The sequence below is a fragment of the Corynebacterium glaucum genome (assembly GCF_002287505.1).
GTDB lineage: Bacteria > Actinomycetota > Actinomycetes > Mycobacteriales > Mycobacteriaceae > Corynebacterium > Corynebacterium glaucum.
This window is the reverse complement of the sequence record NZ_CP019688.1, coordinates 1,961,532-1,986,261: the sequence shown is the minus strand read 5'-3', so window position 1 is coordinate 1,986,261 and position 24,730 is coordinate 1,961,532. Positions and strand designations below refer to the sequence as shown.

The following is a 24,730-nucleotide window of genomic DNA, read 5'->3' as shown; positions in this document are numbered from 1 at the left end:
CCTACAGTGATGAATGCCTGCTAGCGGCGCTAGTCAGGCCGTGGCTACCGAGTGGGCGCAGCAGCCCGGGTTCCGCTAAGCGGAAATTCCGCGAGGCGGAAAACCCGCTACACCCCGTCGGCGCCGATCGCGTCCTTGAGCTTGTTGCGCGCGCGGTTCAGGCGGCTCTTCACCGTCGCCACCGGTACGCCCTGGTGCGCGGCGATCTCCTCGTAGGACAGCGACGCGTACTCGCGCAGGACGAGCACTTCTTTGAAATCCGGCTCAAGCGTCTCCAATGCTTGGCGCACCACCATAATGTCGGTGATGCGCTGTTGTAGCGGCATCGAGGAGTCGGCTTCCTCGGCGCCGGCCTCATCGTCGGGCACATCGCGACGCTTGCGCAGAATCTCAAGCGCGGCGTTGGAGGTGATCCGGTACATCCAAGTAGAGAACTTCGCTTCGGGGCGGAACTTCTCAATGTTCTTCCACGCGGAAATCATCGCGTTTTGCATCGCGTCTTCGGCATCGTGGTGGTTGCCGGTAATGGACAGGGCAACAGCCCACATCCGCCGATTTGCCTCGCGGATGAGGGCTGCATACGCCTGTTGGTCCCCGGACTGCGCGCGGGCGACTAGCTGTAATTCCTCGGTACGATCCACTGTGGCTCCTAGAAGTCCGCCAACGGGTCATCGCCGAGGCTGCCGTCAAACCCGCCGAGATCCTGGCCCAAGTCGTCGCCGGGATCGCTGCCCAGCTCTTCGAGCGGATCAGGACTTTCGGTGGGAGGTTGGGAAAAGGGGTCCAAGGAGCCGTCGATAAGCGAACTGCCCTCGTCGAGCCCCGGAACCGGATCCGTGTCCGGATCGTGCGATCCATCGTCCAGATCCCCGAGGTCGATGTCGAGTGCGTCCTCGGTATCAGCGACAAGCGTGTCGGGGTCTGGAATGAGATCGGTTCCCGGGTCGGGGATTGCGGGGTCGACGGCGACTGTCAGCATCTGCGACAACGCGTCGTCAGATAAACCGGAGTCGCCGAACAGATCGCTAAACGGCGGAAGATTGTATGCTTCGGTGAACTCGTTCATCGTTCAAGACCTCCTTTCACGTGTCGGTGAGCGGGTGGAACAGCACTCGTCTTCCGTCAGTGTAATGGGTGGCTGGGTGCGAATGTTCCCGCGCCGAGCGGTTTGGTCTTTGTTGTGGGGGCAGTGTAGCCTATGACAGTCGCTGTTTTGGGGCGTCACCGCCTTGTTGCCCAAGCATGCGGGCACGGCGGGTCGAAACCGCCCGAAACGCTGAATGAAAACACTGTTCCAAACGCTCACCGTTGCATGCCGGGGGCGTGCGAGTTGAGTAAAGGGGTAACCCTCTATGTACGCGATCGTCAAGACCGGCGGCAAGCAGTACAAGGTTGCCGAAGGCGATCTGGTCAAGATCGAGAAGCTTGAGGGCGAAGCTGGCGACAAAGTTGAGCTCACCCCGATCCTTCTCGTCAACGGCGCAGATGTCACCTCCGGCACGTCTGATCTGTCCAAGGTGAAGGTTGAGGCTGAGATCGTCGAGCACGGCAAGGGCAAGAAGATCGACATCCTCAAGTACAAGAATAAGACTGGCTACAAGGTCCGCCAGGGCCACCGCCAGCCGCTGACCACCGTCAAGATCACCGGTATCAAGTAAAGGGAGACAGAAACAATGGCACACAAGAAGGGTGCATCCAGCTCCGCGAACGGCCGTGACTCCGAGTCGAAGCGCCTCGGCGTGAAGCGCTTTGGTGGCCAGCAGGTCAAGGCCGGCGAGATCCTGGTTCGCCAGCGTGGCACCAAGTTCCACCCGGGCGACAACGTCGGCCGCGGCGGCGACGACACGCTGTTCGCGCTGACCGCTGGCGCTGTTCAGTTCGGCATCAAGAAGAAGCGTCGCGTGGTCAACATCGTCCCGGCTGACGGCGAGGGTGTGGCTTCCGAGGTTCTCGAGGCTGCCGAGGCAGCAGGTGTTGTCGAGGAAGGCACCACCGAAGAGGCCACCGCTACGGCATAAGAGCTTTTCGCTTGACGACGGCGCGTCGCAGATCTCCCACGATCTCGGCGCGCCGTTTGCTGTTGCTGGATCAGTTACGTCTTCTAATGAGTCGCTCAACACGTTGGGTTCGCTCGTCGGTCTGCGTCCCGAGCGCGATGATCGTTTGCTCAATCCCCCAGCTGAGCCGCTTGAGTTCTTTCTGTCGGAGGTCTCCCAAAGCTTGACGATCTTCAAAATCAAGAACGGCGCATAGTTGGTTGATGTCTTCGTAGTGGCGGCGCTTCTTCGTGTCGCTGTGGTTCAGGAGTGCAGAGCACTTTTCGTAGAGCGCGCCTATCGCATCTGGTCGGTTGACGGTGAGTGTCAACTCGTCGTCAACTGTAACGGTCACTAGCTCCGAACGGTCGATACCGAACTGCGCACCTCTGGTTGCAAGCAAACGCCCGATTCCGGGAAATTTCTTTTCGTACGTACTGGGACGGAGACCCGAGGGTGCTAGAACGTCAATCTGGGCCTTGATATCTCGTTCCCCCGCAACAGGACGTTCCCAACGATGATCGTGCCCAGCTGGATTTGGTGGCTGGGCAATACGAAAACCGCATCCACTCAGCGCGTGACCCACGTTGTGCTTGGTTCTCGGGTGGGCGCGAATGTCCAGAATTAGATCGATGTCGGTAGTAGATCGAGTGGAAGCGGCGTTCCGTTCTGTCGTGTGCAGCCTGACGAGGGTGCCTCCTGCCAGGGACCAGCCGAGGGGTAGCACTTCCGCTAAGTCCCTGAGGCCTTCCCACGAGGCGCGCTCGCTCGGATCTGTAGTGAAGAGCCGGATTGGTTCCTCAGGCATAAGGCAAATCCTCCCGGATCTCATCCAAAATTCGTTCGGCGGCGTCGACGGACCTCGAGCTGGTGTCCCCGGCGAGGTCTGTAAGAATGTGAAGTCTTCCGAGCCGCACCGGGACAGAGTTGGCTTTGCGGAGAGTAACGTTGTTTTCTCCGCGAGGGACCTCCTCCAAGAAATACATATCCGTGAGAGCCTGGAATTGTTCTTGGGCTACATATCCGTCCACCGTTTGTGTAGCTATGGCAGAGCTTGGGTGCGATACGCCCGTTAAAAGAATGCGTGAGTCGCGTCGCAAATGCTCCAAGTCTTCGTTCTCGGCGGAGTAATAGCTAACGTTCACTCCGTTGCGATCTGCATAGGCCAACGCCACCGGCAACCCGCCGTTGGCAATATGGCTCGCCCTCTGTGAGCTCCGAAATCTCTCCTGAGGGTTCAGTACTTTCCCCCGAAGGTCGAGGTACTCAGCGAGCTGATCAAACGAGCGTGTCGAAAGTTTGGGTCCGGGCAACCGCACCTTTTGTACCACGGGAGGGGGATCGAGAATTTGCCATGTGTTACCGATCTTCCGTGCCCGTATCTGGCCGTCCTGTATCTGGGCCCGCACTCGCCTAGGAGAAATGTTCAACTGGTTCGCGTAATCCTCGACTGTGAAACCCACTCTCAGCCCCAACGGTATGGAAATGCAATGAACATTACGTAATTATTCCGCAATCGGAATAATTGTGCAATCGATATGACCTTATTAGTCCCGAGAGATATGGACCTGCTGACCAACCGACTAACATGCACCAGGTAACTAGGGAGAAGGGCGGACGCAATGACGCAATTCGTTGACCGTGCGGTGCTGCATTTGCAGGCCGGCGACGGCGGGCACGGCTGTGCGTCCGTGCACCGCGAGAAGTTCAAGCCGCTGGGCGGCCCGGACGGCGGCAACGGCGGCCACGGCGGCGACATCATCCTCGAGGTTTCGCCCCAGGTGCACACGCTGCTGGACTTCCAGTTCCGCCCGCACGTGAAGGCGAAGCGCGGCGGCAACGGCGAAGGCGACCACCGCAACGGCGCCCGCGGCGAGGACCTGATCTTAGAGGTGCCGGTGGGCACCGTCGTGCGCAGCGCGGAAGGGGAGATCCTCGCCGACCTCACCGAGCCGGGCACCCGTTTCATCGCCGCGGAGGGCGGCTACGGCGGGTTGGGCAACGCGGCGCTGGCGACGGCGAAGCGCAAAGCACCCGGGTTCGCGCTCAAGGGTGAGCCGGGCGAGGCCCACGACCTTATCCTCGAGCTGAAATCCATGGCGGACGTTGGGCTGGTCGGGTTCCCGTCGGCGGGGAAGTCGTCGTTAATCTCCGTGCTTTCTGCCGCAAAGCCGAAGATTGCTGACTACCCCTTTACCACCCTGGCCCCAAACCTTGGGGTGGTCGATGTCGGGCACGATACTTTTACTATTGCCGACGTGCCGGGGCTGATTCCTGGTGCGAGCGAAGGCAAGGGCCTGGGGCTGGACTTTTTGCGCCACATAGAGCGCACGGCGGTGCTGGCGCACATCGTGGACACCGCGACGATGGAGCCGGGGCGCGACCCGATCTCTGACATTGAAGCGCTGGAAGCTGAGCTGGACAGCTACGCCGACCAGCTGGACATGGACACCGGGCTGGGGGATCTGCGCGAGCGCCCGCGCCTGGTGGTGCTGAACAAGATCGACGTGACAGACGGGCGCGAGCTTGCGGAGTTCCTGCGCGCGGACATCGAGGAGAAGTTCGGCTGGCCGATCTTCGAGATTTCAACCGCGACGCGCGAGGGCCTCGATGAGTTGAAGTGGGCCATGTGGGAGATAGTGAAGCAGGCCCGCGCCGCGCAACCGCGTGTGAAGGCGAGCGGGGAGCCGCAGGTCATCCGCCTGCAGAGCCGCTCGAAGGATTCCGGCATCGTGGTCGAGCGCGACCCGATCTACCCGGACGGCTGGATTGTCACCGGCGAGAAGGCGGAGCGCTGGATCCGCCAAACCGACTTTGAAAACGACGAGGCGGTGGGCTACCTCTCCGACCGCCTGGAGAAGGCCGGTGTGGAAGACGCGCTGCGCAAGATCGGTGCCCGCGAGGGCGATGTGGTGACGATCGGCGAGGTCTCCTTCGACTGGGAGCCGTCTCGCGGCGGCGATCCGACCTTGGCCGGTCGGGGCCAGGATGCCCGTCTCGGCGGCACGGACCGCGCCTCCGCCGCCGAGCGCAAGCGTGCCTCGCAGGCTCGCCGCGGCCTGATCGACGAGTACGACTACGGCACCGATGAGGTCGCCGACACCGAGCGCTGGCAGGGATAAATGGAGTCAGCTGATCTCCGCGCCCAAATTGCCGGCGCGCGGCGCATTGTGGTCAAGCTCGGCACAAGTTCGCTTGTCGACGCCGCCGGCGCCGTCTCCCAGGCCAAAATCGACCGCATCGTCGACGCGATCGAGGCACGCATCGCCCGCGGCACCGACGTGATCGTGGTGTCCTCCGGTGCGATCGCGGCCGGCATGGGGCCTCTCGGGCTGCGTACTCGCCCGCAGGACTTGGCGACGAAGCAGGCCGCCGCCGCCGTCGGCCAGATCCACCTCGCGCAGTCGTGGGGCCGGTCGTTTGCGCGCTACGGTCGCACGATTGGCCAGGTGCTGCTCACCCAGGCGGATGCCGGCGTGCGCGAGCGCGCCCGCAACGCGCAACGCACCATCGACCGGCTGCGCCAGATCGGCGCCGTGCCGATCGTCAACGAGAACGACACCGTCGCCACCTCCGAAATGCGTTTCGGCGACAACGACCGTCTTAGCGCCATCGTGGCCACCCTGATCAGCGCCGACGCACTCGTGCTGCTCAGCGACGTCGACGGCCTCTACGACCGTAATCCCTCACACGAGGGGGCCATGCTTATCGACGAAGTGCGCTCCGGCAGCGACCTCGATGGGGTCCAAGCTGGCGATGGTGGCTTGTTTGGCACCGGCGGCATGGCGGCAAAGGTTTCGGCAGCGCGCCTAGCCACCCGCGGCGGCGTGCCGGTGCTGCTCACCGCTACTGAGCGGATCGAGGAAGCCCTCGGCGACGCACAGGTGGGCACCGTGTTCCACACGCGCCCGGACCGCAAGCTCAACGCCTGGAAATTCTGGGCGCTCTACGCCGCGGACGCGGAAGGGGTGCTGCGCCTGGACGCCGGGGCGGTGAAGGCAGTGACCCGCGGTGGAACGAGCCTGCTCGCCGTGGGCATCACCGGCATCGAGGGCGATTTCCACGCCGGCGATATCGTTGAGATCCTCGGCCCGGATTCCGAGGTGATCGGCCGCGGCGAGGTTGCTTATAACGCCCGCGAACTAGCGAGCATGCTGGGCAAGCACACCGATGAATTGGACGCGCAACAACGCCGCCCGGTGGTGCACGCGGATTACCTTTCCAACTACGCGTCGCGCTTGTAGCGCCGCCTAGTCCATCTGGAGCACGGTGCGAAGATCTGCAAACGGGGCCGAGCGGACCTGATGCGTGACGGTTCTGCCCGTGCGGACTTTTTCCAGCAACCCGGCGTCGGTGAGCCGCTTCAGGTGGTGTGAAACGGTGGGCTGGCTCAACCCGGAGCCCTGCGCGAGTTCGGTGACACTCATCGGTTCGCACTCCTCGGCAGCCAAGCGGGAAAGCAGTTGCAGGCGGGCAGGGTCGGCGAGCACTTTAAAGAGACCGGCGTAGTGCTCCGCCTCCTCGCTGGTGAGCAAACCCGCCCCAAGCGAGCAGCAAGTCGGGCGATCCGTCACTGTTACCACCTCACTGTATTGACAGACATCGATACGTCTTTTATCTTCCATATTGATGAGCGTGAATATACAGGCGAAACCTGCCCGACTGTCTTTCCTTGACCGGTTCCTCCCGGTGTGGATTCTTCTGGCGATGGCGCTGGGGCTTGCACTCGGGCATGCGGTCCCGGAGCTGGGCCACGTGCTCAAAGGGCTGGAAGTGGGTGGCATTTCCATCCCGATCGCCCTCGGCCTGCTGGTGATGATGTACCCGCCGCTGGCTAAAGTGCGCTACGACAAAACCCGCGAGCTGACGCGCGACACCCGGTTGATGGTGGTTTCCATCGTGCTCAACTGGATCGTCGGACCCGCGTTCATGTTCGCGCTGGCGTGGACTTTCCTGCCCGAGGAGCCGGAGCTTCGCACTGGGTTGATCATCGTCGGACTTGCCCGTTGCATCGCGATGGTGCTCGTGTGGTCCGATCTCGCCTGCGCCGATCGGGAGGCAACCGCGGTGCTGGTGGCAATCAACTCGGTGTTTCAGGTCGCGATGTTCGGCGTGCTGGGATGGTTCTACCTGCAAATCCTGCCCGGCTGGCTGGGCCTTCCGACGACTTCCGCGGACTTTTCGTTCTGGTCGATCGTGTCCTCGGTGCTGGTCTTCCTGGGCATCCCGCTGCTTGCCGGGGTGTGCTCACGCATCGTCGGCGAGAAGACCAAGGGCCGCGACTGGTACGAGCGCACCTTTCTGCCGGCGATCTCGCCGCTGGCGTTGGTCGGACTGCTGTACACCATCGTCCTGTTGTTCTCGCTCCAAGGGGAACAGATCATCGCACGCCCGTGGACCGTTGCCCGGGTGGCGCTGCCGCTGTTGATCTACTTCGTCGGCATGTTCACCGTGGCGCTCATCGTTGCAAAGGCATCGGGCATGGGCTACGCACAATCCGCGTCCGTCGCCTTCACAGCTGCGGGAAACAACTTCGAACTAGCCATCGCTGTGTCGATCGGCACCTTCGGCGCAGCCTCCGCCCAAGCGCTCGCCGGCACGATCGGTCCGCTGATTGAAATCCCCGTACTCGTCGGACTCGTTTACGTCATGAGGTTCCTCGGGCCGACATTGTTCCCGGGGGATCCCACCTTGCCGCCCGCCCACTCCTCGGCTCCAGCCGCGACCTAGCGGGAACCTAATAGGAAGGAACTGCTGCCATGCAATCTACGCCTCAAGTACTTTTCATTTGCGTCCGCAACAGCGGGAAGTCCCAGATGGCTGCGGCCTTGGCCCAGCATCATGCGGGGGAGCGGCTCGACGTGTTCTCCGCTGGCACCGAGCCGGGCGCGTCGCTGAACCAGCAGTCGGTGGAGGCGCTTGCAGAGGTCGGAGTGGACATGGCGAAAGGCCAGCCGAAACCGATCAATGGGGAGCTCTTGCGCTCCGCTGACCGCGTTATCGTGCTGGGGCAGGAGGCGAGGGTTGATCTGCCCGCTGACGCCAGTGGCACATTGGAGCAATGGCTTATCGACGAACCTTCGGAGCGCGGCGTCGAGGGGATGGAGCGCATGCGGTTGGTGCGCGACGACATCGACGCGAAGGTTCGCAACCTGGTTGCGGAGATGCTCAAACTGTGACGCGCGGCGTGCGCGATCGCTATCCTAGGCAGGCATGAAGTTCGCATTTTTGCCTAAACCATGGGACGAAGTTGTGCGCGATCTCGAGGCGGAAGGCCACGAGTTCGTCGAACTCAGTGATAACCCGGACATGCTGGTCTACCGCGGCGGCCCGGACGAGTTCCCGGAGACCCTGCCGGAGAGCGTCAAGGTGGTTCAGATCGCCTACGCGGGCGTGGACAACCTGCTGTCCGCCGGTATCCTCACTGCCCACGACGTGCGCTGGGCCAACGCCGCCGGGCTCTACGACGACACCGTCGCAGAGTCGACGCTCGCGCTCATCCTCGCCGTGCTGCACCGCCACAAGGCTGTGTCGCGCGAGTGGAACCAGAAGGAGCTCGCTGAAGAAACTGGTTTCCTTTTCGACGGCCAGAAGCTCGCCCTGATCGGTGCCGGCGGCATCGGCAAGAAGCTGATCGAGTTCATCGCACCGTTCGGCGTTGAAGTCACGGCGGTGAACCGCTCCGGCAACGACGTCGAGGGTGCTGCGCGCACGGTGAAGATCGACGAGGCCGACGAAGTGTGGGCGGACAACGACATCTTCGTGTTGCTCACCCCGCTCACCGACCAGACCCGTCACATTGTCGACGCCGATGTGCTGGCCAAGATGAAGGACACCGCGGTGGTGGTCAACGTAGGCCGCGGCCCGTTGATTGACACCGACGCCCTCACCGAAGCGCTGCGCAACCGCGCAATCGGTGGTGCTGGTCTCGATGTCACCGACCCCGAGCCGCTGCCCTCCGACCACCCGCTGTGGGATTTGGACACTTGTGTGATCACGCCGCACACTGCGAACACTCCGCGGTACATGAAGCGCCGCGTGGGCCCGCTCGCCGCGAAGAATTGGGAGCTCTTCCAGGCCGGTGAGAAGATGCACACCGAGGTCGACGTCGACGCCGGTTACTAGGTCCCACCGATAAGTACGACTGCGGCCTCGGGGGCCGGGTTCTTAGCCAGCCGCGCATCGCAAGTCACCAGAGGTTCATGGAGAGCTTCGGCTAGCGCGACAAACGTAGCAACTCTGCAAACGCAGAAGTGTCAAGAACCATTAGCGTGAATCTCTTTCAGCTCGCACAGACTCGGCAATCGTTTCGCCCCCGTCTAAAACGGGTTCTTGAGCTGCCAGCTGAGACAATGCCTCATCGGTCGACATTTTGGTCCCGCGTCCGGAGAGCTCTCGAATTATCACGTCCGAGATGGTGAGATTCGATTTCCGAGCGCGATCCTCCAAGCGGCGAAGGAGATCATCAGGTACGCCCGTTAGCAGGATTTCAGCCACATCTTCATCGTGAAATTGGCGCTCTAGCTTTGTCAAGGGCGTGATGGTGCCCGGCAACGAGTTCGATCTTCACTAGAGTATGGCAATGTCAGACTGCAACTCCGCTACGATTGCCCCATGACTGAGCCCACCGCACAACGCCAGGCAGAACGCGACGAGGTCCTCGCCAAGGCCCGCGCTGCAAAGCAGGTCGCGCCAACGCTAGCCACGCTGAGCACGCCGAAGAAGAACGAGACGCTGCTCGCTGCGGCGGACACGCTTGAGTCCCGCGCGGCGGAGATCCTCGAGGCGAACCAGTATGACATCGACGCTGGCCGCGCCGCCGGTATGGCTGAGTCGCTCTTGGACCGCCTTGCACTCAGCGAGGATCGCATCAGTGGCATTGCCGGAGGGCTACGCCAGGTCGCGGGCCTGGAGGATCCGGTGGGGGAGGTGTTGCGCGGCCACACCATGGATAACGGCATCGCCATGCGGCAGGTCCGCGTCCCGCTTGGTGTCATGGGCATGGTTTACGAGGCCCGCCCGAACGTCACCGTCGACGCGTTCGGCCTTGCCCTGAAGTCCGGCAACGTGGCACTGTTGCGCGGCTCGAAGTCGGCGCGCACTTCGAACGCAAAGCTGGTGGAAATCCTCCAGGACGTGCTTGAGGCCCACGATCTGCCTCGCGAGGCGGTGCAGCTCCTGCCGTGCGAAACGCACGATTCGGTCCAGGACCTCATTACCGCCCGCGGTCTCGTCGACGTGGTGATTCCGCGCGGCGGAGCGAACCTGATCAACGCGGTCGTGGAAAACGCGACGGTGCCCGCCATCGAGACCGGTACCGGCAACTGCCACTTCTACATCGACAAAGATGCGGATCTCGACATGGCGATCACGATGCTGCTCAACGGCAAGACCCGCCGCGTCTCCGTCTGCAACGCCACCGAGACCGCGCTCATTGATGCCAATCTGCCCGACGCTGACAAGCTCAAGGTCATCCGCGCGCTGCAGGATGCTGGAGTTGCGGTTCACGGGGCCGTCGATAAGCTTGAAGCCCTTGGTGCAACCGACATTGTGGAGGCGACCGAGACTGATTGGTCCGTCGAGTACCTTTCCATGGACATTGCGGTCGCCGAAGTCGAAGGGGTGGATGGGGCGATCGCGCACATCGCTCGCTTTTCGACGGGCCACACAGACGCGATCGCATCAAAGAACGCGTTCGCTTTGCGGCGGTTTGCTGACCGCGTCGATTCCGCGGCGGTGATGCTCAACGCGTCGACGGCGTTCACCGACGGGGAGGTCTACGGCATGGGCGCAGAGATTGGCATTTCCACGCAGAAGCTGCACGCGCGCGGGCCGATGGCGCTGCCGGAGCTTACGACCACCAAGTGGATTCTTGAGGGGGAGGGGCAGATTCGATGACTGCTGCCAAACCTGTGCGGCGCATCGGCGTGATGGGCGGCACCTTCGACCCCATCCACCACGGCCACCTGGTTGCGGCGAGCGAGGCGGCGCACCGCTTCGGGCTGGATGAGGTGCTGTTCGTGCCTACCGGGCAGCCGTGGCAGAAGGCGGACAGGAAGATCTCCCCGGCAGAGGACCGGTATTTGATGACGGTGATTGCCACCGCGTCGAACCCGATGTTCAATGTCTCGCGCGTGGACATTGACCGCGGCGGGCCGACCTACACCATCGATACGCTGCGGGATTTGCGTGCGGAGTATGCGGATGCGGAGCTGTTCTTCATCACCGGTGCGGACGCGCTGAGCTCGATCATGTCCTGGCACGACTGGGGCCAGATGTTTGAGCTGGCACAGTTCGTCGGCGTGACGCGTCCTGGCTACGAGCTGAGCGAAGACGGACTGCCCGCGGATATTCAGGAGCGAGTGCACTTGGTGGAGATTCCCGCAATGGCGATCTCCTCGACCGACTGTCGCCGCCGCGCCGCTGAGGGGCACCCGGTGTGGTATCTGGTGCCGGATGGGGTGGTGCAGTACATCGCCAAACACGAGCTGTATGTGGGACAATGAACCGCACCTGTGCTTAAACCCTTAAACCACAGCAGCTACCCAAGCAGCGACACCAAAGGACGTAATTCTTGACTGCTTCGCAGATCTCCATCGACCAGGCAACCATCGCAGCGAAGGCCGCCGACGAGAAGCTAGCAACCAACATCGCGGTGATTGACGTTTCTAACGTCATGGCGATCACTGACATCTTTGTCATCGCCTCCGCCGACAACGAGCGCCAGGTCGCCTCCATCGTCGAGGAAGTCGAGGCGGAGCTTACCGACGCGGGCGCGGAGCCGAAGCGCCGTGAAGGCAACCGGGAGAACCGCTGGGTGCTACTGGATTACGGCAACTTTGTGGTCCACGTGCAGCGCGACGCTGAGCGCGACTTCTACGGGCTGGATCGCCTGTACGCGGACTGCCCGGTGATTGCCGTTGAGGGTGTGCCGGAGTACCAGCGCCCGGGCACGTTCTCTGATGACGCGGAGCAGACGCGCGAGGCAGAACGCATCGAAGACCTACCGCTTGCGGGCGAAGGCCCCGACGCCGACGAATGGTAAAGAGTCGACGCCTCATTCTCCTGCGGCACGGTCAGACGGAGTACAACGCCACCCGCAGGATGCAAGGCCAGCTTGATACGGAACTCTCTGCTCGAGGGGTGGAGCAGGCGCGCGCCGCAGCGTTGCTCATGCGGGAGTTCGGGGTGTCCAGGATCATCAGCTCAGACTTGGTGCGCGCCAAGCGCACAGCGGAAATCATCGCCGCGGTATTGGGGCTTGAGCTGACTGAAGATCGGCGCCTGCGCGAGACGCACCTCGGGGACTGGCAGGGCAAAACCCACGAGGAAGTCGACCAAGCTTCAGCTGGCATTCGTGCGCACTGGCGCAACAACGCCGGTTGGGCGCCGCCGGCGGGCGAGAGTCGCCTCGACGTTGCGCGCCGGGCACGACCCGTTGTCGATGAGCTCATGGCCACATACGACGGCTGGGATGGTTCCGCGGTGCTGCTCGTGGCGCACGGCGGCACGATCTCTGCGCTCACATCCAACCTGCTCGGGTTAGACGAGGGCCAGTACCCGCTGCTCAAAAGCTTGTCCAACACCAACATGGCGCGCCTGCAGGCGATGCCGCGCTACCGCGAGGGCCACAGTGTTGAGGAGGCTGGGTTGGGCGACTCGAAAGGTGTCCAGTGGTACCTCGAAGCGTGGAATCAGGGGTTGAACGTGTAATGACTGTACGCGTAGTGGTGGATTCGGCCGCCGGCTTGCCGCGAGAGATCGCCGACGATCTCGGCATCACCGTCGTGGACATGCACGTCATGGAAGAACCGGAGAGTGAGGTATCGACCTCCGGGCTGACCGCACTTGAACTCACTGCCGCATACGCGCGCCAGCTGGAACGCGGCGGCGACGACGGGGTCGTGGCATTGCACCTAGCGAAGACCCTGTCATCCACCTGGTCAGCTGCCGTCACTGCATCTGCAGTTTTCCCTGACACCGTGCGGGTTGTGGACACTGACACCGCAGGCATGGCGATCGGTGCGGCCGCGATGGCTGCCGCGACACTTGCGCGTGAGGGGGCATCGCTCGACGAGTGCGAAGCGATGGCCGTTTCTACAATCAAGCGGTCCGAAACCTGGGTCTACCTCCAGCAACTCGAGGGACTTCGCAAGTCGGGTCGCTTGTCGACGGGCACCGCTTTGTCTGCCACACTGCTTGCCACAAAACCCATTCTGCGGTTGCATGCCGGCAAGTTTGAGGTTGCAGCGAAGACCCGCACCCAGACGAAGGCATTCTCACGGCTCGCAGAATTGGTGATGGAGCGTGCCGGTGACCAGCCGGTGTTTGCCGCGGTTCAGCACGTGGATTCTGATGGTGCCGCTGAGCAGATCGCCAGCACACTCGATGAGGTACTTCCGCGTGGATCCCAGGTGCTCGTAGAGCCGCTGGTTGACGTCCTGGCGGTGCACGCCGGGCTCGGCGCAGTCGGTCTTTCGGTGGTCTTTGGTGCTGAGGGGTCCTAATTCGCGCTGCCGAGTTCGCCGGTTGCCGGTACACTACTCGCGTGCGTACTTCTCTTGCTCTGCGTGCTCGTCTTGTGCTGATCGCCGCAATCGCTGTGCTTGTTGGCACCATTTTGGTTCCTGCCCTTGCAGCCCCGAAGGCTGAAGCCCAGCACCGATGCCCCTCTGTCGCTGTCATTGCTGCGCGTGGCTCGGGTCAGAATGGTCAGATCCACCGCACCAGCTACTCCACAGAGGCTCCCTGGGTATCCAACGGCTGGGAAGGTGAGACCATGCGCGCGTTTTTCCGCCACGCGGAGAACCGCTACCGCGCCACCCACGGTGGCGTCTCGTTGATGAAGGATGTCGAGGTGCTCGGCCTCGAGCCGAGCTACTACCCGGCGATCTACCCGGAGTACGACGTGCCGGCCGTATCCGTCCCCAGTACCGCCGCCCAGGCCCTCCTGCTGGCGCTTGAATACACCGTGCCTACGCTGCGCACCGCGCGACGCGCAGCGAATGAGTTCAGCGACTCTGTCCGGCTCGGCCGAATCGGCGTGATGCAGCAGGTCAACGATTACGAAGCTGCAACCGGCTGCCGCCCTAGCTACATTCTCACCGGCTACTCGCAGGGCGCGATGATTCTCCTGGAGCACGAGCGTGAGCTGTCGCGCCGTGGCCAGCTGGCTGGCGTGGTCTACTTCGGCAACCCGAACACCGCGCCGGAAGACCCGACCACGGTCGGTGTCGCAGGCGGCGGCGCGGGCGGCGCGCTCGGCTTCTTGCCGTTCAACACCAAGACCGCAGCCGGTACTCCGAACCGCGTGAACTACTGCCTACCATTGGACGGCGTGTGTGATCTTTCGGTGCAGACCCTGCAGGGTTCGCAGTTCAATGGCGGCAACCATGGCCGCTACTACCTCTGGCCGTCGGAGTGGGACAACCAGGTCTCTGACGAGTTCGGCCGTTTCGTTGACCAGGTTCGCTACCGCTAACTGGTTTACTTGTGGATAACCCATATCCGGGTCATCCACAGTTTTGATTGTGGTGCTTTTATTTCGATAGATGCTATCGTAGGCTGAGCGCCATGAGCGCCACCGACCGCATCAAGGAACTGACCCGGCCAACAGGAGAAGAGGACCTCCTTCCCGTTCAGTACCCCCCGCCTCGTTTCCATGTCGAGCCGAAACAAGCCCTCGCTGCGTCGGCGGTGGCGCTCGCCTTCGTCGGAGGATGGGCGGGGTGGTCGCTCACCCACGCTTCGGACGCGACCGGCAACGCCGCATCCTGGGACAATGTCGCCACGGAATCCCACGCTCCCGAGCAGGTCGTCGTCTCGGTCGTGGGTGAGGTGGCCAACCCCGGGCTGGTCACACTTAACCAAGGCGCTCGCGTTGCGGATGCGCTAAACATCGCGCAGCCCCACCCGCACGCCGATCTCATCGCGCTCAATCACGCGCAGCTACTCGTCGATGGGCAACAGATCCACGTGACCGCCATTGGCGAGGCGGCTCCGGTCGCGGCGCCCCCAGGCTCTCCAGGTGGAACTGGATTAATTTCGATCAACTCCGCTTCAGCCACAGAACTCACCGCATTACCGGGCATTGGTGATGCCACTGCCGCTGCGATCGTCGCGCACAGGGAGGCTAATGGTCCATTCACCACGTTGGAAGCGCTCATGGACGTTAAAGGAATCGGACCAGCGAAGTTTGAGGCGCTCAAGGACCAGGTCGCGCTGTGAGCGAACTGCGGCTCGTCCCCGCCGCGCTGGTGGTGTGGTTCGCCGCAATCGCCGTTCTCACTCAGGGCCTTGGCGTTGCGGTGGTCGGCGCGGCGTTAGTTGCTGGTGGTTGCTTCCTCGTAGGGGAGCGGGGGCAAGCTGTACTGATTTCCGCTCTTGGGTTCGCGTCGGCGATTGTTGCTGCGGTGCGTACCCATATCGCCGCAGGTTGGGATTTCGCCCAACCCATCACAGCGACAGTGAGTGGGCAACCTAAGCAGTTGGAGAACGGATCGTGGCTCACCCGTCTTGCTCCTTCTGGACATCCGTCTACGCTCGCGGTATTCAGCGACTCAGTTCCTGATGGGATCGCTGCGGGCACGACGGTTACCGCATCCGGCACGCTGCAAGAATCCGGCCGGGTCGGCGTGAACCCCTATGTGCTCAGCGGAACCCTCGAGCTGGAAGCGCCACCGACCGGTTTAGCTGCACTTGCGCTGCGGGTGCGGGCAATTTTCGGAGCATCTGTCGAAGCCACTGTCGGACCCAGCACCCGTGGGCTGATCCCTGGCATGGTGCTTGGCGACACAACCGCCCAGACTGCGGCTGAGGAACAGGCCTACATCGAGACTGGTCTGAGCCACCTCTCGGCTGTATCGGGCTCGAACGTAGCGATCGTCACCACGGCGGCTGTCCTTCTTGCTACGGCGCTGAGATTGAACCTTTACCTCCGGCTGGCAAGCGCGGCGGTGGCGCTGCTGAGTTTCGCCGCGTTAGTTGGTCCCGAACCCAGCGTGCTGCGCGCTTCTGTGACAGGACTGGTGGGGCTGGTGGCTGTGGTGGCATCCACCCGCGCGGAGCCACTTCACGCGTTGTGCTTGTCCGTCATAGGGCTGGTGCTCGTGGACACCGATCTCGCAGTGCATTACGGGTTCGCACTGTCTGTCGCCGCAACCGCCGGGATCGTTGCTTTGAGTCCGTTGCTGTACACCGCGCTCGCGGTTACCGGCTGGCCGGACATCCTGGTGCGTGCACTGGCGGTAGCGATCGCCGCGGACGTGGTCACCATGCCCATTGTCGCGCTCATGGCCGGACGTGTCTCGCTTGTCTCGGTCGCGGCCAACGTCCTCGTCGCCCCGGTGGTCGCACCGATTACCATCCTGGGGCTCGTCGCAGTCGTACTTAGCCTGCTACCGGGCGGGCTTGAGGTGCCATTGTTGTGGTGCATCGAACCCATGGCGTGGTGGGTACATACGGTGGCCAAGGTCGGTGCAGGATTGCCGGTCGCTACAATGCCGGCGGCACCGTTGACCGCGCTGGTGCTGTATGGGTGGGTGGTTGCGGGGATCGTCGCAAAGCGAACCAGGCTCACACTTGCTCTGACCGCCGTCATAATGGTGGTGCCGTCTCTCGCGCCGCAGGCGCCCGTCGTCGATCAATCGACGCTACGTGCGCACGTGGTCGCGTCGAAGACAGGTATCGAGCCGGTGCCCCCCGGTACTCAGCTCGTAGTGGTCCTCGAATCCGGGCCGCCCACGAAGCGACCCGCGATGACGCCGCAGGGCGTTCCGGTGATCTATCCAAACCGCGATGGGCCAGTGACCCTGCGCGCTGACGGCACGCGGGAGCCATAGAATGAAGCGCATGCACAACCCCGTCCACCTTGTGCTGGGCGACGACGAGTTCCTCGCCGAGCGCGCCACCAAAGAGATCATCGCCGATGTCGGGCCGAACGCGGAGGTAGCTACGCTTCGTGCCTCCGAGGTGACGGAAGGTGAGATCGCTCAGGCGACCAGCCCCTCGTTGTTCGCCGAAGATCGCATCCTCGTGCTCAAGAACACTGAGCTAGCAGGCAAGGAACCCACCGCAACACTGCTCCAGGCATGCGTTGACCCGGCTCCGGGAATGACGCTGATCATCCAGCACACCGGTGGGGGGCGACAGAAGCAAATGGTGCCAAAGTTTCAAAAGATCGCTCAAACGCACCAGGTCAATGCTCTGAAAGAACGCGACCGCCATGCCTGGGTGGCCAAGGAATTCCAGCGCCACGCAGCGCGACCGACGCCGGACGTGGTCGCCGCGGTGCTCGAGTCCGTGGGTTCCGAACTGCGTGAACTCGCCTCCGCTGTGAGCCAGCTCGTGGCGGACACGGAAGGCGAGATCACCGTTGCTGCGGTGCGGGACTACTACACAGGAGTCGCAGAAGTCGCAGGTTTCGACATCGCGGACCAGGCCATACTGGGGCGCGCGGACCGGGCGCTTGCGTCGACGCGTCGAGCACTGCAGCTGGGCACTTCGCCGGTGGCGATCGCGGCAGCGCTCGCACGCAAGGTGAGCGACGTGGCCAAGCTGCACGGGGTGCGCGGCAACCCGGACCAGTTAGCGAAACAGGTGGGCATGCACCCGTATGTGGCAAAGAAGACCATGCAGGTTGCGCGCCAATGGTCGCCCGCCAGCATCACGGAGGCGGTGATCATCGTCGCCGACCTTGACGCAGAGGTCAAAGGCCAAGGCGGCGACATCGAGTTCGCCGTGGAGAACGCAGTACGCCAGATCGCGGAGCTGGCGTCCTAAACCGAGCCCGTGCCCCGGATGCTTTCCGACAACAAGCTGCCACCGAGGACCACGAGCCCGGTGGCAAGTGTGCCTGCCCCCACGTAGATCAGTGGGTAGAACGCGTTCGGTTTGGTGGCACCTTGCCCGGCCGAGGAGAAGAAGAATCCTGCTGGCATGATCACCGCAGAGACGGGTACCGCCCAGCGCGCAATGTGTCCCCGGATGCCGGAGAGACCTGCAGCATCCGTGAGCACGATGGTGGCTAGCCCCAGCGTCGCCAACGCTCCCGCGTGGCCGTGCCCGGCTCGAGCAAAAGTCTGTTGGAACTCCGTGGCAGGAGCTTTGTCTTGGACGAGGTCGAGGATGTAGTTGCCGCCGAGCTCGATACCGAGCATGGCAAGTAGCAGAGAACCGGCGGCGGTGCGGGAGGGGCGGGTGAGTGTCAACATGAATGGCTCCAAGTGGTCAAGGCGGGGAGGGGCTATCTACGGGCTTAGGATGCGGCGGTGCTGATGCAAACCAGGACGAAGCCGAGCAACTGCAGCGAGCCGCGTACGGCTTGATATACGTCCCACCGTCGGCGTTTGGTGCGAAAGTCGGCTGGTACCTCGCCGTTCGGGATGCGGCCCGTCCAGAAGTTCAACGGGACGTTGCCGAAGACCGTCACTAACAACGCGATGGTGAGCACCCCGGCCGCGATTCCAAGCCAGACGGTGCCGTAGCGGGACGCACCGAAGCCAGCAAGAACCGCCGCGGCAGTCATTCCTAGCGGCATCACGAGCCCAAAGGTTCGCAGCAAGCCTTTCTCAATCACCACCTGGGATTCGACGGGGAGGCGCCGAATCACAGGGTGGACGAGGGCAACCGATCCAAATTCCGCGCAGCCTACGAAACCGGTCACAAGCAAAAGAGACAGCAGTAGTAAATCCACGAGGGCTCCTCGATCGGACGGAGGGACAGAGACGGGGCGGTGGCGGCACACGCCATGTGAACGGTGTCTACATGGCGAGTTCAGTATACTTTCGGTGTGAACACTGTCAACACCAAGCCGTATCACCACGGCAACTTGCGCGAAGAGATGATCCGAATCGGCGTGGAGCTAGCCGCCGAGGGCGGGCCCGAGGCAGTCGGTTTGAGGGAGATCGCACGACGCGCCGGTGTTTCGCCGTCAGCCGCATACCGGCACTTTCCGGGGCAAGAATCGCTGCTGGACGCAGTCCGCGATGCCGCGGGCGACGCACTTGGGCAAGCGATGCACGATGCGGTGTCGCAACTACCTTCCGATGCTCCGGCGACGGAACGAGTGATCGCCGCCGGCCGTGGCTACTTCGAGTTCGCGCTAAACCAACGGATGCTATTTCGGTGCCTTGCCAGCGGATTCGAAATACCGGAGGGAGCCGACGCGAACGACAACCCGTTTGCGCAGTTGCTGGAGCTCGTCGGTGAGATTGAAGGAGCGGGATTCGCAGCCGCCGATGAGGAGGCGCAGTTCAGTGCCGGCGTCGCGCTGTGGTCGGCCGTGCACGGCATCTCGGTGCTGTGCACCTCAGGTGCGCTGCGGGATGTGCCCGAGCAGCGCAAACGGGAGTTGCTCGAGGTCACCCTCGCCACTGCCGTGCGCGGGCTTCGGTTCTAAAACGCTTCGCCCTGTAGCCTCCAACAGCATGATCACGATTACGCAGAATGGATTGTCATGAGCAGAGTGCCCGAAGATGTGCAGGAATTCGCCGCCAAGCTCTTCGACATGGCTCGAACCGGTGACATGGTGCTGCTGGAGTACGTCGACCACGGCGTCGACGTCAACCTCACCAACCAGGACGGCAACACCCTGCTCATGCTCGCGGCCTACAGCGGGCACGCGGAGCTGGTGGAAGGGCTAGTGGGGCGCCACGCGGACGTCGATAGGCAAAATGCTCGGGGACAGACACCGCTGGCTGGGGCCGTGTTCAAAAAAGAAGGCGCTGTGGTGAGGGTGCTTCTCAGCGCGGGGGCTGATCCGCACGCCGGTCACCCCAGCGCCGTAGAAACCGCGAAAATGTTCGGCGGTTAGTCCATCTTGTTCAGGGCACGTGCCATGTTGGACTTCTTGTTCGCCGCGGAGTTGCGGTGGAAGACGCCCTTGGTCACGGCCTTGTCCAGCTTGCGGGACGCAACGCGCAGCTGAGCCTCAGCTGCGGCCTTGTCGCCGGACTCGACAGCCTCGCGGAACTTGCGAATCTCAGTGCGAGTCGCGCTGCGCACGGACTTGTTGCGCTGACGACGCTTCTCGTTGGTGAGCACGCGCTTCTGCTGCTGCTTGATGTTTGCCATATGTATTGCACCTCTTGGAAAGTGATCGATGGAAATGTCACCGGCTGGGCATCACGCGCGGAACTTTGGCTATGAACGCGGACCCAAGGTCCTGCCCGCGTAGCACCGCACACCCGTTGCGCCGAAATAACTTCTCAAACCTAGCAGCCCAGGGCGGGAATCAGAAAATTCTCTAGCCCCAGTCGTAGCGGTCGCGCAGGCGCGCGGCAATGCGCTCGAAGCGCAGCTGCGGCAAGATCGTCCCGCGGCGGTGGACATCGATCTCGGGCACGTGAATGGTCTTATCCAGCCGCACCCAGCACGGCTCGCCCGATGCCTCCCACTCGCCGCAGCCGATGCCTAGCCAGCGCGGATCCTCTGAATGCGTTTTATCGGGGGAGATGAGCAGGCCGATGACCACGTGCTGGTCGCGCCCCACGACCAGCATGGAGCGCTCCGCCGGGGGCTGCGAGGGTACGGTCACCCACACCACCTCGCCAGGCTCGGCATTGCCGTCCATATCCGGTGCGTAGTAGACGTTGCGCGCGATTTTGCTGGTGGGCTGCACACCCACGCGCGCGGCAAGCCTCGAGCGACGCTGCGGGTTGGGGCTGGCAAGACGCTCGTTGAGCAGCGCAAGTCCCTGGTCGAGTGAACCGATGCGCTGCTTTCTGCGCAGGAACTTCCGCCTGGACATACCGGCTACTGTACCCAATGTCTACCCAATTGCTGCCGTATTTCTTCTGGCTGACACGGCCGGTAGGATGTTCCAATTATGGCTGCCCAGACGAGGAACTTCGCGGAAGAGACCTTCACCAACCCGGAGCAAATCCGGAACTTCTGCATCATCGCGCACATCGACCACGGCAAGTCCACCTTGGCCGACCGCATCCTCCAGCTCTCCAACGTTGTGGACGCGCGCGAGATGCGCGACCAGTACCTGGACAACATGGACATTGAGCGCGAGCGCGGCATCACCATCAAAGCCCAAAACGTGCGCCTGCCGTGGACCGTCGGCACGGGCGAGCTCGCCGGCCAGCAGTTCGTGCTCCAGATGATTGACACGCCTGGCCACGTCGACTTCTCTTACGAGGTCTCCCGCTCGCTCGACGCGTGTGAGGGAGCTATTTTGCTTGTCGACGCAGCGCAGGGCATCGAAGCCCAAACCCTGGCCAACCTCTACATGGCCATGGAGAACGATCTTGAGATCATCCCGGTGCTAAACAAGATTGACCTGCCGGCAGCGGACCCGGAGAAGTACGCGCTGGAAATCGCCAACATCATCGGCTGCGAGCCCGAGGAGGTGCTGCGCGTCTCCGGCAAGACCGGCGAGGGCGTGCCCGAGCTTCTGGACAAGGTCGTCGAGCTCATCCCCGCCCCCAGCTCGGACCACGCCGAAGACGCGCCCGCCCGCGCGCTGATCTTCGACTCGGTCTACGACACCTACCGCGGCGTGGTCACCTACATCCGCATGGTCGACGGCAAACTGCTGCCCAACCAGCAGGTGCAGATGATGAACACGGGCACCCGCCACGAAATCCTCGAGATCGGTGTCGTCTCGCCGACGATGAAAAAGACCAAAGGCCTCGGCCCAGGCGAGGTGGGCTACTTGATCACCGGCGTGAAAGACGTCCGCGAGACCCGCGTCGGCGACACAGTCACCTGGGCCTCCAAAGGCGCCGCCGACCCACTCGAGGGGTTCGAGGAAGTCAAGCCCATGGTCTACTCGGGCTTGTTCCCAGTCTCGCAGGAAGACTTCCCCGACCTGCGCGAATCGCTAGAAAAGCTCCAGCTTAACGACGCCTCGTTGACCTGGGAACCCGAAACCTCTGTGGCCCTTGGCTTCGGCTTTCGGTGCGGCTTCCTCGGGCTGCTCCACATGGAGATCACCCGCGACCGCCTCGAGCGCGAGTTCGACCTCGACCTGATCTCTACCGCACCGAGTGTGACCTACCGCGTGGTGGCCGAGGACGGCTCAGAGCAGGTCGTGCACAACCCGTCCGACTGGCCGGGCGGCAAGCTGCAGGCTGTCTACGAGCCGATCGTGAACATGACCATCATCGTCCCGCAGGAATTCGTGGGCACCACGATGGAGCTGTGCCAGTCCAAGCGCGGCACCATGAAGAACATGGAGTACCTCTCCGAGGACCGCGTTGAGCTGCGCTACATCATGCCGCTGGGCGAGATCATCTTTGACTTCTTCGACATGCTGAAGTCCCGCACCAAAGGCTACGCGTCTTTGAACTACGAAGACGCCGGCGAACAGGAAGCCGATTTGGTGAAGGTGGACATCCTGCTCCAGGGTGAGCCGGTGGATGCGTTCTCCGCCATCGTGCACAAGGACTCCGCGCAGTGGTACGGCAACAAGATGACGAAGAAGCTCAAAGAGCTCATCCCGCGCCAGCAGTTCGAGGTGCCGGTGCAGGCGGCGATCGGGTCGAAGATCATCGCGCGTGAAAACATTCGCGCGCTGCGCAAGGACGTGCTGTCCAAGTGCTACGGCGGCGACATTTCGCGTAAGCGCAAGCTGCTGGAAAAGCAGAAAGCCGGCAAGAAGCGCATGAAGTCCATCGGCTCGGTCACTGTGCCGCAGGAGGCCTTCGTCGCGGCGCTGTCCACCGACGAGGAGTAAGCGCCTTGGGGCATGCCCCAAGGCGGAAACTCTAGCGGCGCCGCGTCATCTTGAACGCGGCCTGCATTAGCGCAACTACCACGAACATCGCGACGAAGATGATCAGGCCGAGCAGCAGCATCCCGCCGAGCGACTCCACGCCGGCGGCGTCCGCCCAGTCCGGCGCACCGACTGCGGCGGCGACGAAACCGAGCACTAGGTTCATCGCCTCGGCGCGCTTCGCCTCGGCTTCGGCGATCTGGCCGGAAAGCTGCTCGAACTGGGTGCCGATCACGTCTTGGCGGGAGTCGACCTTCGAGTCGAAGTCGTCGCGCAGCTGGTCGAAATCGGTCGCGTCCTGCAGGCCTTTGAGGATGCGGGTGTCGATGTCGCGGTTCGGCACCGAGCGGAACCACAGCTTGTCGCGAATCTCGATGTGATCGAGCTGCAGCTTCTCTAAGCGGTCTAGATCGGCGCGCAGCGCCCGCTGGCGTACCTCCTGGTCGCCCTCGCGCTTGACTTGGCTCTGCTCGCCAACGATCTGCAGGGACTTGCGCAAGTGCGTCTCGCCCGCCTGGGCGCGCATCTGCAGCATCACCAAGTCCACGAAGCGGGTGCCGGCCATCGACCAGTAGCGCATCCCCTCGCGGCTCGCGGACTTGGTGCGCACCATCGCAACGCCCTCGTCGGAGGTCATGATCGTCCACGACGACAGCTTCGCCGCCACGAAGCCGTCGCGGGCTGAGTTCGTCTGGGCGGGCACCTGCTCGGGGTAGGAGTCGGCGCCGTTCATCAGCTGCCACGCCCACTGCTCGTGCCACGCCCAGGTGCTCTCGGCGCCACGCAGGATCAGCGGCGCCCCAATCGTGTCCGGCACGGAGCCGTTGTTGCCTTCGCTCAACGTCTCGGTCAGGCGCAGCGACTTCGCCGGCTTAGCGGGGTTGGGCACGGCAAACACCACGCGCTGAGGCGCCGGGAGGGTGAACGTGCCGGCGGGGCCGGGCGCGGCCGCGGTGGCCACCAGTCTGCCTTCAGAGGACACGCGCATCGAGCGTTCGCGGCCCAGGGCGGCGTCGATACGCTCGATGGCGAGGTTGGTGAACTTCGTCAGCGCGTAAAGCTGCGGCGGGCTCTCGCGGTAGAAGTTGTCGTGCTTATAGAACTGCGAGGAGTTGCGCGGCCGACGCAGCGTGGCGCTTAAAAACCCCAAGGTGGCCGAGGAGATGTTCTCCGCCACCACGTTCAGGATGAGGAATTCGCTGGTCACTTGCGCAGGTTCGGGTACCTCGCCTGCAAGATCGGTCAGCTCCAGGTCGTGGAACTGCATCACCTCGGCTGAGAGCAACCGCAGCGTCGCCGGTCCGTGGCTGTCGCGCACGCCGCGCTTCTGATCCTCCCACGGCAGCTGCTCGTCGTAGTTGACCAGGTAGAACAGGGTCTCGTTGCGCACCGGTTCGAAGAGAACGTGGTGGGCGTGGATGCGGGGGTCCCAGCCGGCGTCGGCAAGCGTGCTCTCGCGCACCTCCTGCACCGGGTTGCGCAACCGCTCCGCATTGCGGGCGAGCAACTCCTCGAGCTCTTCGTGGTCGAACACTTCGCGGTCGCCGGCGCTGCTGTTGTAAGAGTGCAGGTCGATGTCCACATCGACGGAGCCGGCACCGACGGAGGCGTCCAGCGGATCCATGAAGCGGCTGCGGGCATCGTTGTAGTAGGGCCTGCCGCCCTCGACGATCGGGTCGCCGTAGTAGCCGAGGCGCTGCACGGGTTTGCGGAACCGGCGGGTGGTGTTGTCCCAGGCAGGGTTCTCAATTGTGCGCACGCCCTTGTCGCGCCCGTAGCGCCACCCGTCCACTTTGCCGAAATCGAAGGGATCGCCGTGTTTCGCCAGGCTGGCAGCCTGCGGAATAGGCAGGATCAGCGAGAAAGCTGCTAGGCGCCACTCCGGTAGAATCGGGGCCTCAAACGAGTCGGGGACGAAGAAGTCGTGCCCGACATCCTTGTAAGAGCGCAGCTGCATGAATCGGAGAATACT

General features: G+C 63.1%; 28 protein-coding genes. 19 read left to right on the top strand and 9 right to left on the bottom strand.

The annotated features are described in order from the left end of the window. Positions 1-107: 107 nt before the first annotated feature. Positions 108-641: an RNA polymerase sigma factor gene (locus tag CGLAU_RS09650; protein WP_095660517.1), complete on the bottom strand. Its 534-nt coding sequence runs from the start codon at positions 639-641 to the stop codon at positions 108-110. Positions 642-649: 8 nt separating this feature from the next. Beyond that, on the bottom strand, positions 650-1,066 hold the full coding sequence (locus CGLAU_RS09645) for a hypothetical protein (protein WP_095660516.1): 417 nt from the start codon (positions 1,064-1,066) through the stop codon (positions 650-652). Between the two features lie 286 nt (positions 1,067-1,352). On the opposite strand from CGLAU_RS09645, the gene rplU reads away from it, so the two are divergent. Both rplU and rpmA read left to right on the top strand, forming a co-directional pair. Continuing rightward, positions 1,353-1,658, top strand: a complete 306-nt coding sequence (rplU, locus tag CGLAU_RS09640; protein ID WP_095660515.1) for a 50S ribosomal protein L21 — start codon at positions 1,353-1,355, stop codon at positions 1,656-1,658. A gap of 15 nt (positions 1,659-1,673) precedes the next feature. Continuing rightward, positions 1,674-2,018 (top strand): 50S ribosomal protein L27, encoded by a 345-nt coding sequence (gene rpmA / locus CGLAU_RS09635; RefSeq protein WP_095660514.1) that lies wholly within the window; start codon positions 1,674-1,676, stop codon positions 2,016-2,018. A 70-nt stretch (positions 2,019-2,088) separates the two neighbouring features. On the opposite strand, the gene CGLAU_RS09630 is transcribed toward rpmA, so the two are convergent. Then, the gene (locus CGLAU_RS09630; protein ID WP_095660513.1) at positions 2,089-2,844 is read right to left on the bottom strand and encodes a hypothetical protein; all 756 of its coding nucleotides are present in this window, start codon (positions 2,842-2,844) and stop codon (positions 2,089-2,091) included. Positions 2,845-3,658: 814 nt separating this feature from the next. On the opposite strand from CGLAU_RS09630, the gene obgE reads away from it, so the two are divergent. Then, complete coding sequence (gene obgE / locus CGLAU_RS09620) at positions 3,659-5,158, top strand: GTPase ObgE (RefSeq protein WP_095660511.1); 1,500 nt, start codon at positions 3,659-3,661, stop codon at positions 5,156-5,158. Further along, positions 5,159-6,280 carry a glutamate 5-kinase gene (proB, locus tag CGLAU_RS09615; RefSeq protein WP_095660510.1) on the top strand — a complete coding sequence of 374 codons (1,122 nt, stop codon included), beginning with the start codon at positions 5,159-5,161 and terminating at the stop codon, positions 6,278-6,280. A gap of 6 nt (positions 6,281-6,286) precedes the next feature. Here proB and CGLAU_RS09610 read toward each other — a convergent pair whose 3' ends face one another. Beyond that, entirely contained in the window at positions 6,287-6,661 is a 375-nt protein-coding gene (locus tag CGLAU_RS09610; RefSeq protein WP_095661163.1) for an ArsR/SmtB family transcription factor, read from the bottom strand. Positions 6,662-6,665: 4 nt separating this feature from the next. On the opposite strand from CGLAU_RS09610, the gene arsB reads away from it, so the two are divergent. The 12 genes from arsB (at position 6,666) to holA (ending at position 17,816) form a co-directional block, all read left to right on the top strand. Then, entirely contained in the window at positions 6,666-7,766 is a 1,101-nt protein-coding gene (gene arsB / locus CGLAU_RS09605) for an ACR3 family arsenite efflux transporter (protein WP_198304916.1), read from the top strand. 29 nt (positions 7,767-7,795) lie between these two features. Next, a complete protein-coding gene (locus tag CGLAU_RS09600) occupies positions 7,796-8,215 on the top strand; it encodes an arsenate-mycothiol transferase ArsC (protein ID WP_095660509.1) in 420 nt (139 codons plus the stop codon). A gap of 34 nt (positions 8,216-8,249) precedes the next feature. Continuing rightward, on the top strand, positions 8,250-9,161 hold the full coding sequence (locus CGLAU_RS09595; RefSeq protein WP_095660508.1) for a D-isomer specific 2-hydroxyacid dehydrogenase family protein: 912 nt from the start codon (positions 8,250-8,252) through the stop codon (positions 9,159-9,161). Between the two features lie 489 nt (positions 9,162-9,650). Continuing rightward, complete coding sequence (locus CGLAU_RS09585) at positions 9,651-10,934, top strand: glutamate-5-semialdehyde dehydrogenase (RefSeq protein WP_095660506.1); 1,284 nt, start codon at positions 9,651-9,653, stop codon at positions 10,932-10,934. Next, complete coding sequence (gene nadD, locus CGLAU_RS09580) at positions 10,931-11,542, top strand: nicotinate-nucleotide adenylyltransferase (RefSeq protein WP_095660505.1); 612 nt, start codon at positions 10,931-10,933, stop codon at positions 11,540-11,542. The genes CGLAU_RS09585 and nadD overlap by 4 nt, the downstream gene beginning before the upstream one ends. Before the next feature lie 68 nt (positions 11,543-11,610). Continuing rightward, on the top strand, positions 11,611-12,081 hold the full coding sequence (rsfS, locus tag CGLAU_RS09575) for a ribosome silencing factor (protein WP_095660504.1): 471 nt from the start codon (positions 11,611-11,613) through the stop codon (positions 12,079-12,081). Next, positions 12,075-12,749, top strand: coding sequence for a histidine phosphatase family protein (locus CGLAU_RS09570; RefSeq protein WP_095660503.1), 675 nt, complete (start codon positions 12,075-12,077; stop codon positions 12,747-12,749). Before rsfS ends, CGLAU_RS09570 begins: the two co-directional genes overlap by 7 nt. Continuing rightward, positions 12,749-13,543, top strand: a complete 795-nt coding sequence (locus CGLAU_RS09565) for a DegV family protein (RefSeq protein ID WP_095660502.1) — start codon at positions 12,749-12,751, stop codon at positions 13,541-13,543. Before CGLAU_RS09570 ends, CGLAU_RS09565 begins: the two co-directional genes overlap by 1 nt. Before the next feature lie 41 nt (positions 13,544-13,584). Further along, a complete protein-coding gene (locus CGLAU_RS09560; RefSeq protein ID WP_095660501.1) occupies positions 13,585-14,517 on the top strand; it encodes a hypothetical protein in 933 nt (310 codons plus the stop codon). A 92-nt stretch (positions 14,518-14,609) separates the two neighbouring features. Beyond that, on the top strand, positions 14,610-15,263 hold the full coding sequence (locus CGLAU_RS09555) for a ComEA family DNA-binding protein (RefSeq protein ID WP_095660500.1): 654 nt from the start codon (positions 14,610-14,612) through the stop codon (positions 15,261-15,263). Further along, a complete protein-coding gene (locus CGLAU_RS09550) occupies positions 15,260-16,876 on the top strand; it encodes a ComEC/Rec2 family competence protein (RefSeq protein ID WP_095660499.1) in 1,617 nt (538 codons plus the stop codon). The genes CGLAU_RS09555 and CGLAU_RS09550 overlap by 4 nt, the downstream gene beginning before the upstream one ends. Before the next feature lies 1 nt (position 16,877). Then, a complete protein-coding gene (gene holA, locus CGLAU_RS09545) occupies positions 16,878-17,816 on the top strand; it encodes a DNA polymerase III subunit delta (protein WP_095660498.1) in 939 nt (312 codons plus the stop codon). Here holA and CGLAU_RS09540 read toward each other — a convergent pair. Together CGLAU_RS09540 and CGLAU_RS09535 are read right to left on the bottom strand one after the other, a co-directional pair. Next, the gene (locus CGLAU_RS09540; RefSeq protein WP_095661162.1) at positions 17,813-18,247 is read right to left on the bottom strand and encodes a hypothetical protein; all 435 of its coding nucleotides are present in this window, start codon (positions 18,245-18,247) and stop codon (positions 17,813-17,815) included. The genes holA and CGLAU_RS09540 overlap by 4 nt on opposite strands. 44 nt (positions 18,248-18,291) lie before the next feature. Further along, positions 18,292-18,729, bottom strand: coding sequence for an anthrone oxygenase family protein (locus tag CGLAU_RS09535; protein ID WP_095660497.1), 438 nt, complete (start codon positions 18,727-18,729; stop codon positions 18,292-18,294). Positions 18,730-18,825: 96 nt separating this feature from the next. Here CGLAU_RS09535 and CGLAU_RS09530 point away from each other — a divergent pair, with 96 nt between their 5' ends. Together CGLAU_RS09530 and CGLAU_RS09525 are read left to right on the top strand one after the other, a co-directional pair. After that, positions 18,826-19,434: a TetR/AcrR family transcriptional regulator gene (locus tag CGLAU_RS09530; protein ID WP_095660496.1), complete on the top strand. Its 609-nt coding sequence runs from the start codon at positions 18,826-18,828 to the stop codon at positions 19,432-19,434. Between the two features lie 57 nt (positions 19,435-19,491). Next, the gene (locus tag CGLAU_RS09525) at positions 19,492-19,848 is read left to right on the top strand and encodes an ankyrin repeat domain-containing protein (RefSeq protein ID WP_415877130.1); all 357 of its coding nucleotides are present in this window, start codon (positions 19,492-19,494) and stop codon (positions 19,846-19,848) included. On the opposite strand, the gene rpsT is transcribed toward CGLAU_RS09525, so the two are convergent. Beyond that, a complete protein-coding gene (gene rpsT / locus CGLAU_RS09520; RefSeq protein WP_095660494.1) occupies positions 19,845-20,108 on the bottom strand; it encodes a 30S ribosomal protein S20 in 264 nt (87 codons plus the stop codon). The genes CGLAU_RS09525 and rpsT overlap by 4 nt on opposite strands. A gap of 172 nt (positions 20,109-20,280) precedes the next feature. After that, positions 20,281-20,784 carry a type II toxin-antitoxin system PemK/MazF family toxin gene (locus CGLAU_RS09515; RefSeq protein ID WP_198304915.1) on the bottom strand — a complete coding sequence of 168 codons (504 nt, stop codon included), beginning with the start codon at positions 20,782-20,784 and terminating at the stop codon, positions 20,281-20,283. Positions 20,785-20,862: 78 nt separating this feature from the next. Here CGLAU_RS09515 and lepA point away from each other — a divergent pair, with 78 nt between their 5' ends. After that, complete coding sequence (gene lepA, locus CGLAU_RS09510; RefSeq protein WP_095660493.1) at positions 20,863-22,719, top strand: translation elongation factor 4; 1,857 nt, start codon at positions 20,863-20,865, stop codon at positions 22,717-22,719. A gap of 31 nt (positions 22,720-22,750) precedes the next feature. Here the strand turns inward: lepA and CGLAU_RS09505 are convergent, their stop codons facing one another. After that, complete coding sequence (locus CGLAU_RS09505; RefSeq protein ID WP_095660492.1) at positions 22,751-24,715, bottom strand: hypothetical protein; 1,965 nt, start codon at positions 24,713-24,715, stop codon at positions 22,751-22,753. Between the last annotated feature and the right edge of the window lie 15 nt (positions 24,716-24,730).

Bases quoted from the DNA above. Each gene is read 5' to 3' on its own strand.
- CGLAU_RS09645 (WP_095660516.1), bottom strand. From the start codon at position 1,066: ATGAACGAGTTCACCGAAGCATACAATCTTCCGCCGTTTAGCGATCTG.
- rplU (WP_095660515.1), top strand. From the start codon at position 1,353: ATGTACGCGATCGTCAAGACCGGCGGCAAGCAGTACAAGGTTGCCGAA.
- rpmA (WP_095660514.1), top strand. From the start codon at position 1,674: ATGGCACACAAGAAGGGTGCATCCAGCTCCGCGAACGGCCGTGACTCC.
- CGLAU_RS09630 (WP_095660513.1), bottom strand. From the start codon at position 2,844: ATGCCTGAGGAACCAATCCGGCTCTTCACTACAGATCCGAGCGAGCGC.
- obgE (WP_095660511.1), top strand. From the start codon at position 3,659: ATGACGCAATTCGTTGACCGTGCGGTGCTGCATTTGCAGGCCGGCGAC.
- proB (WP_095660510.1), top strand. From the start codon at position 5,159: ATGGAGTCAGCTGATCTCCGCGCCCAAATTGCCGGCGCGCGGCGCATT.
- CGLAU_RS09610 (WP_095661163.1), bottom strand. From the start codon at position 6,661: ATGGAAGATAAAAGACGTATCGATGTCTGTCAATACAGTGAGGTGGTA.
- arsB (WP_198304916.1), top strand. From the start codon at position 6,666: ATGAGCGTGAATATACAGGCGAAACCTGCCCGACTGTCTTTCCTTGAC.
- CGLAU_RS09600 (WP_095660509.1), top strand. From the start codon at position 7,796: ATGCAATCTACGCCTCAAGTACTTTTCATTTGCGTCCGCAACAGCGGG.
- CGLAU_RS09595 (WP_095660508.1), top strand. From the start codon at position 8,250: ATGAAGTTCGCATTTTTGCCTAAACCATGGGACGAAGTTGTGCGCGAT.
- CGLAU_RS09585 (WP_095660506.1), top strand. From the start codon at position 9,651: ATGACTGAGCCCACCGCACAACGCCAGGCAGAACGCGACGAGGTCCTC.
- nadD (WP_095660505.1), top strand. From the start codon at position 10,931: ATGACTGCTGCCAAACCTGTGCGGCGCATCGGCGTGATGGGCGGCACC.
- CGLAU_RS09570 (WP_095660503.1), top strand. From the start codon at position 12,075: ATGGTAAAGAGTCGACGCCTCATTCTCCTGCGGCACGGTCAGACGGAG.
- CGLAU_RS09565 (WP_095660502.1), top strand. From the start codon at position 12,749: ATGACTGTACGCGTAGTGGTGGATTCGGCCGCCGGCTTGCCGCGAGAG.
- CGLAU_RS09555 (WP_095660500.1), top strand. From the start codon at position 14,610: ATGAGCGCCACCGACCGCATCAAGGAACTGACCCGGCCAACAGGAGAA.
- holA (WP_095660498.1), top strand. From the start codon at position 16,878: ATGAAGCGCATGCACAACCCCGTCCACCTTGTGCTGGGCGACGACGAG.
- CGLAU_RS09540 (WP_095661162.1), bottom strand. From the start codon at position 18,247: ATGTTGACACTCACCCGCCCCTCCCGCACCGCCGCCGGTTCTCTGCTA.
- CGLAU_RS09525 (WP_415877130.1), top strand. From the start codon at position 19,492: ATGAGCAGAGTGCCCGAAGATGTGCAGGAATTCGCCGCCAAGCTCTTC.
- rpsT (WP_095660494.1), bottom strand. From the start codon at position 20,108: ATGGCAAACATCAAGCAGCAGCAGAAGCGCGTGCTCACCAACGAGAAG.
- CGLAU_RS09515 (WP_198304915.1), bottom strand. From the start codon at position 20,784: ATGTCCAGGCGGAAGTTCCTGCGCAGAAAGCAGCGCATCGGTTCACTC.
- lepA (WP_095660493.1), top strand. From the start codon at position 20,863: ATGGCTGCCCAGACGAGGAACTTCGCGGAAGAGACCTTCACCAACCCG.
- CGLAU_RS09505 (WP_095660492.1), bottom strand. From the start codon at position 24,715: ATGCAGCTGCGCTCTTACAAGGATGTCGGGCACGACTTCTTCGTCCCC.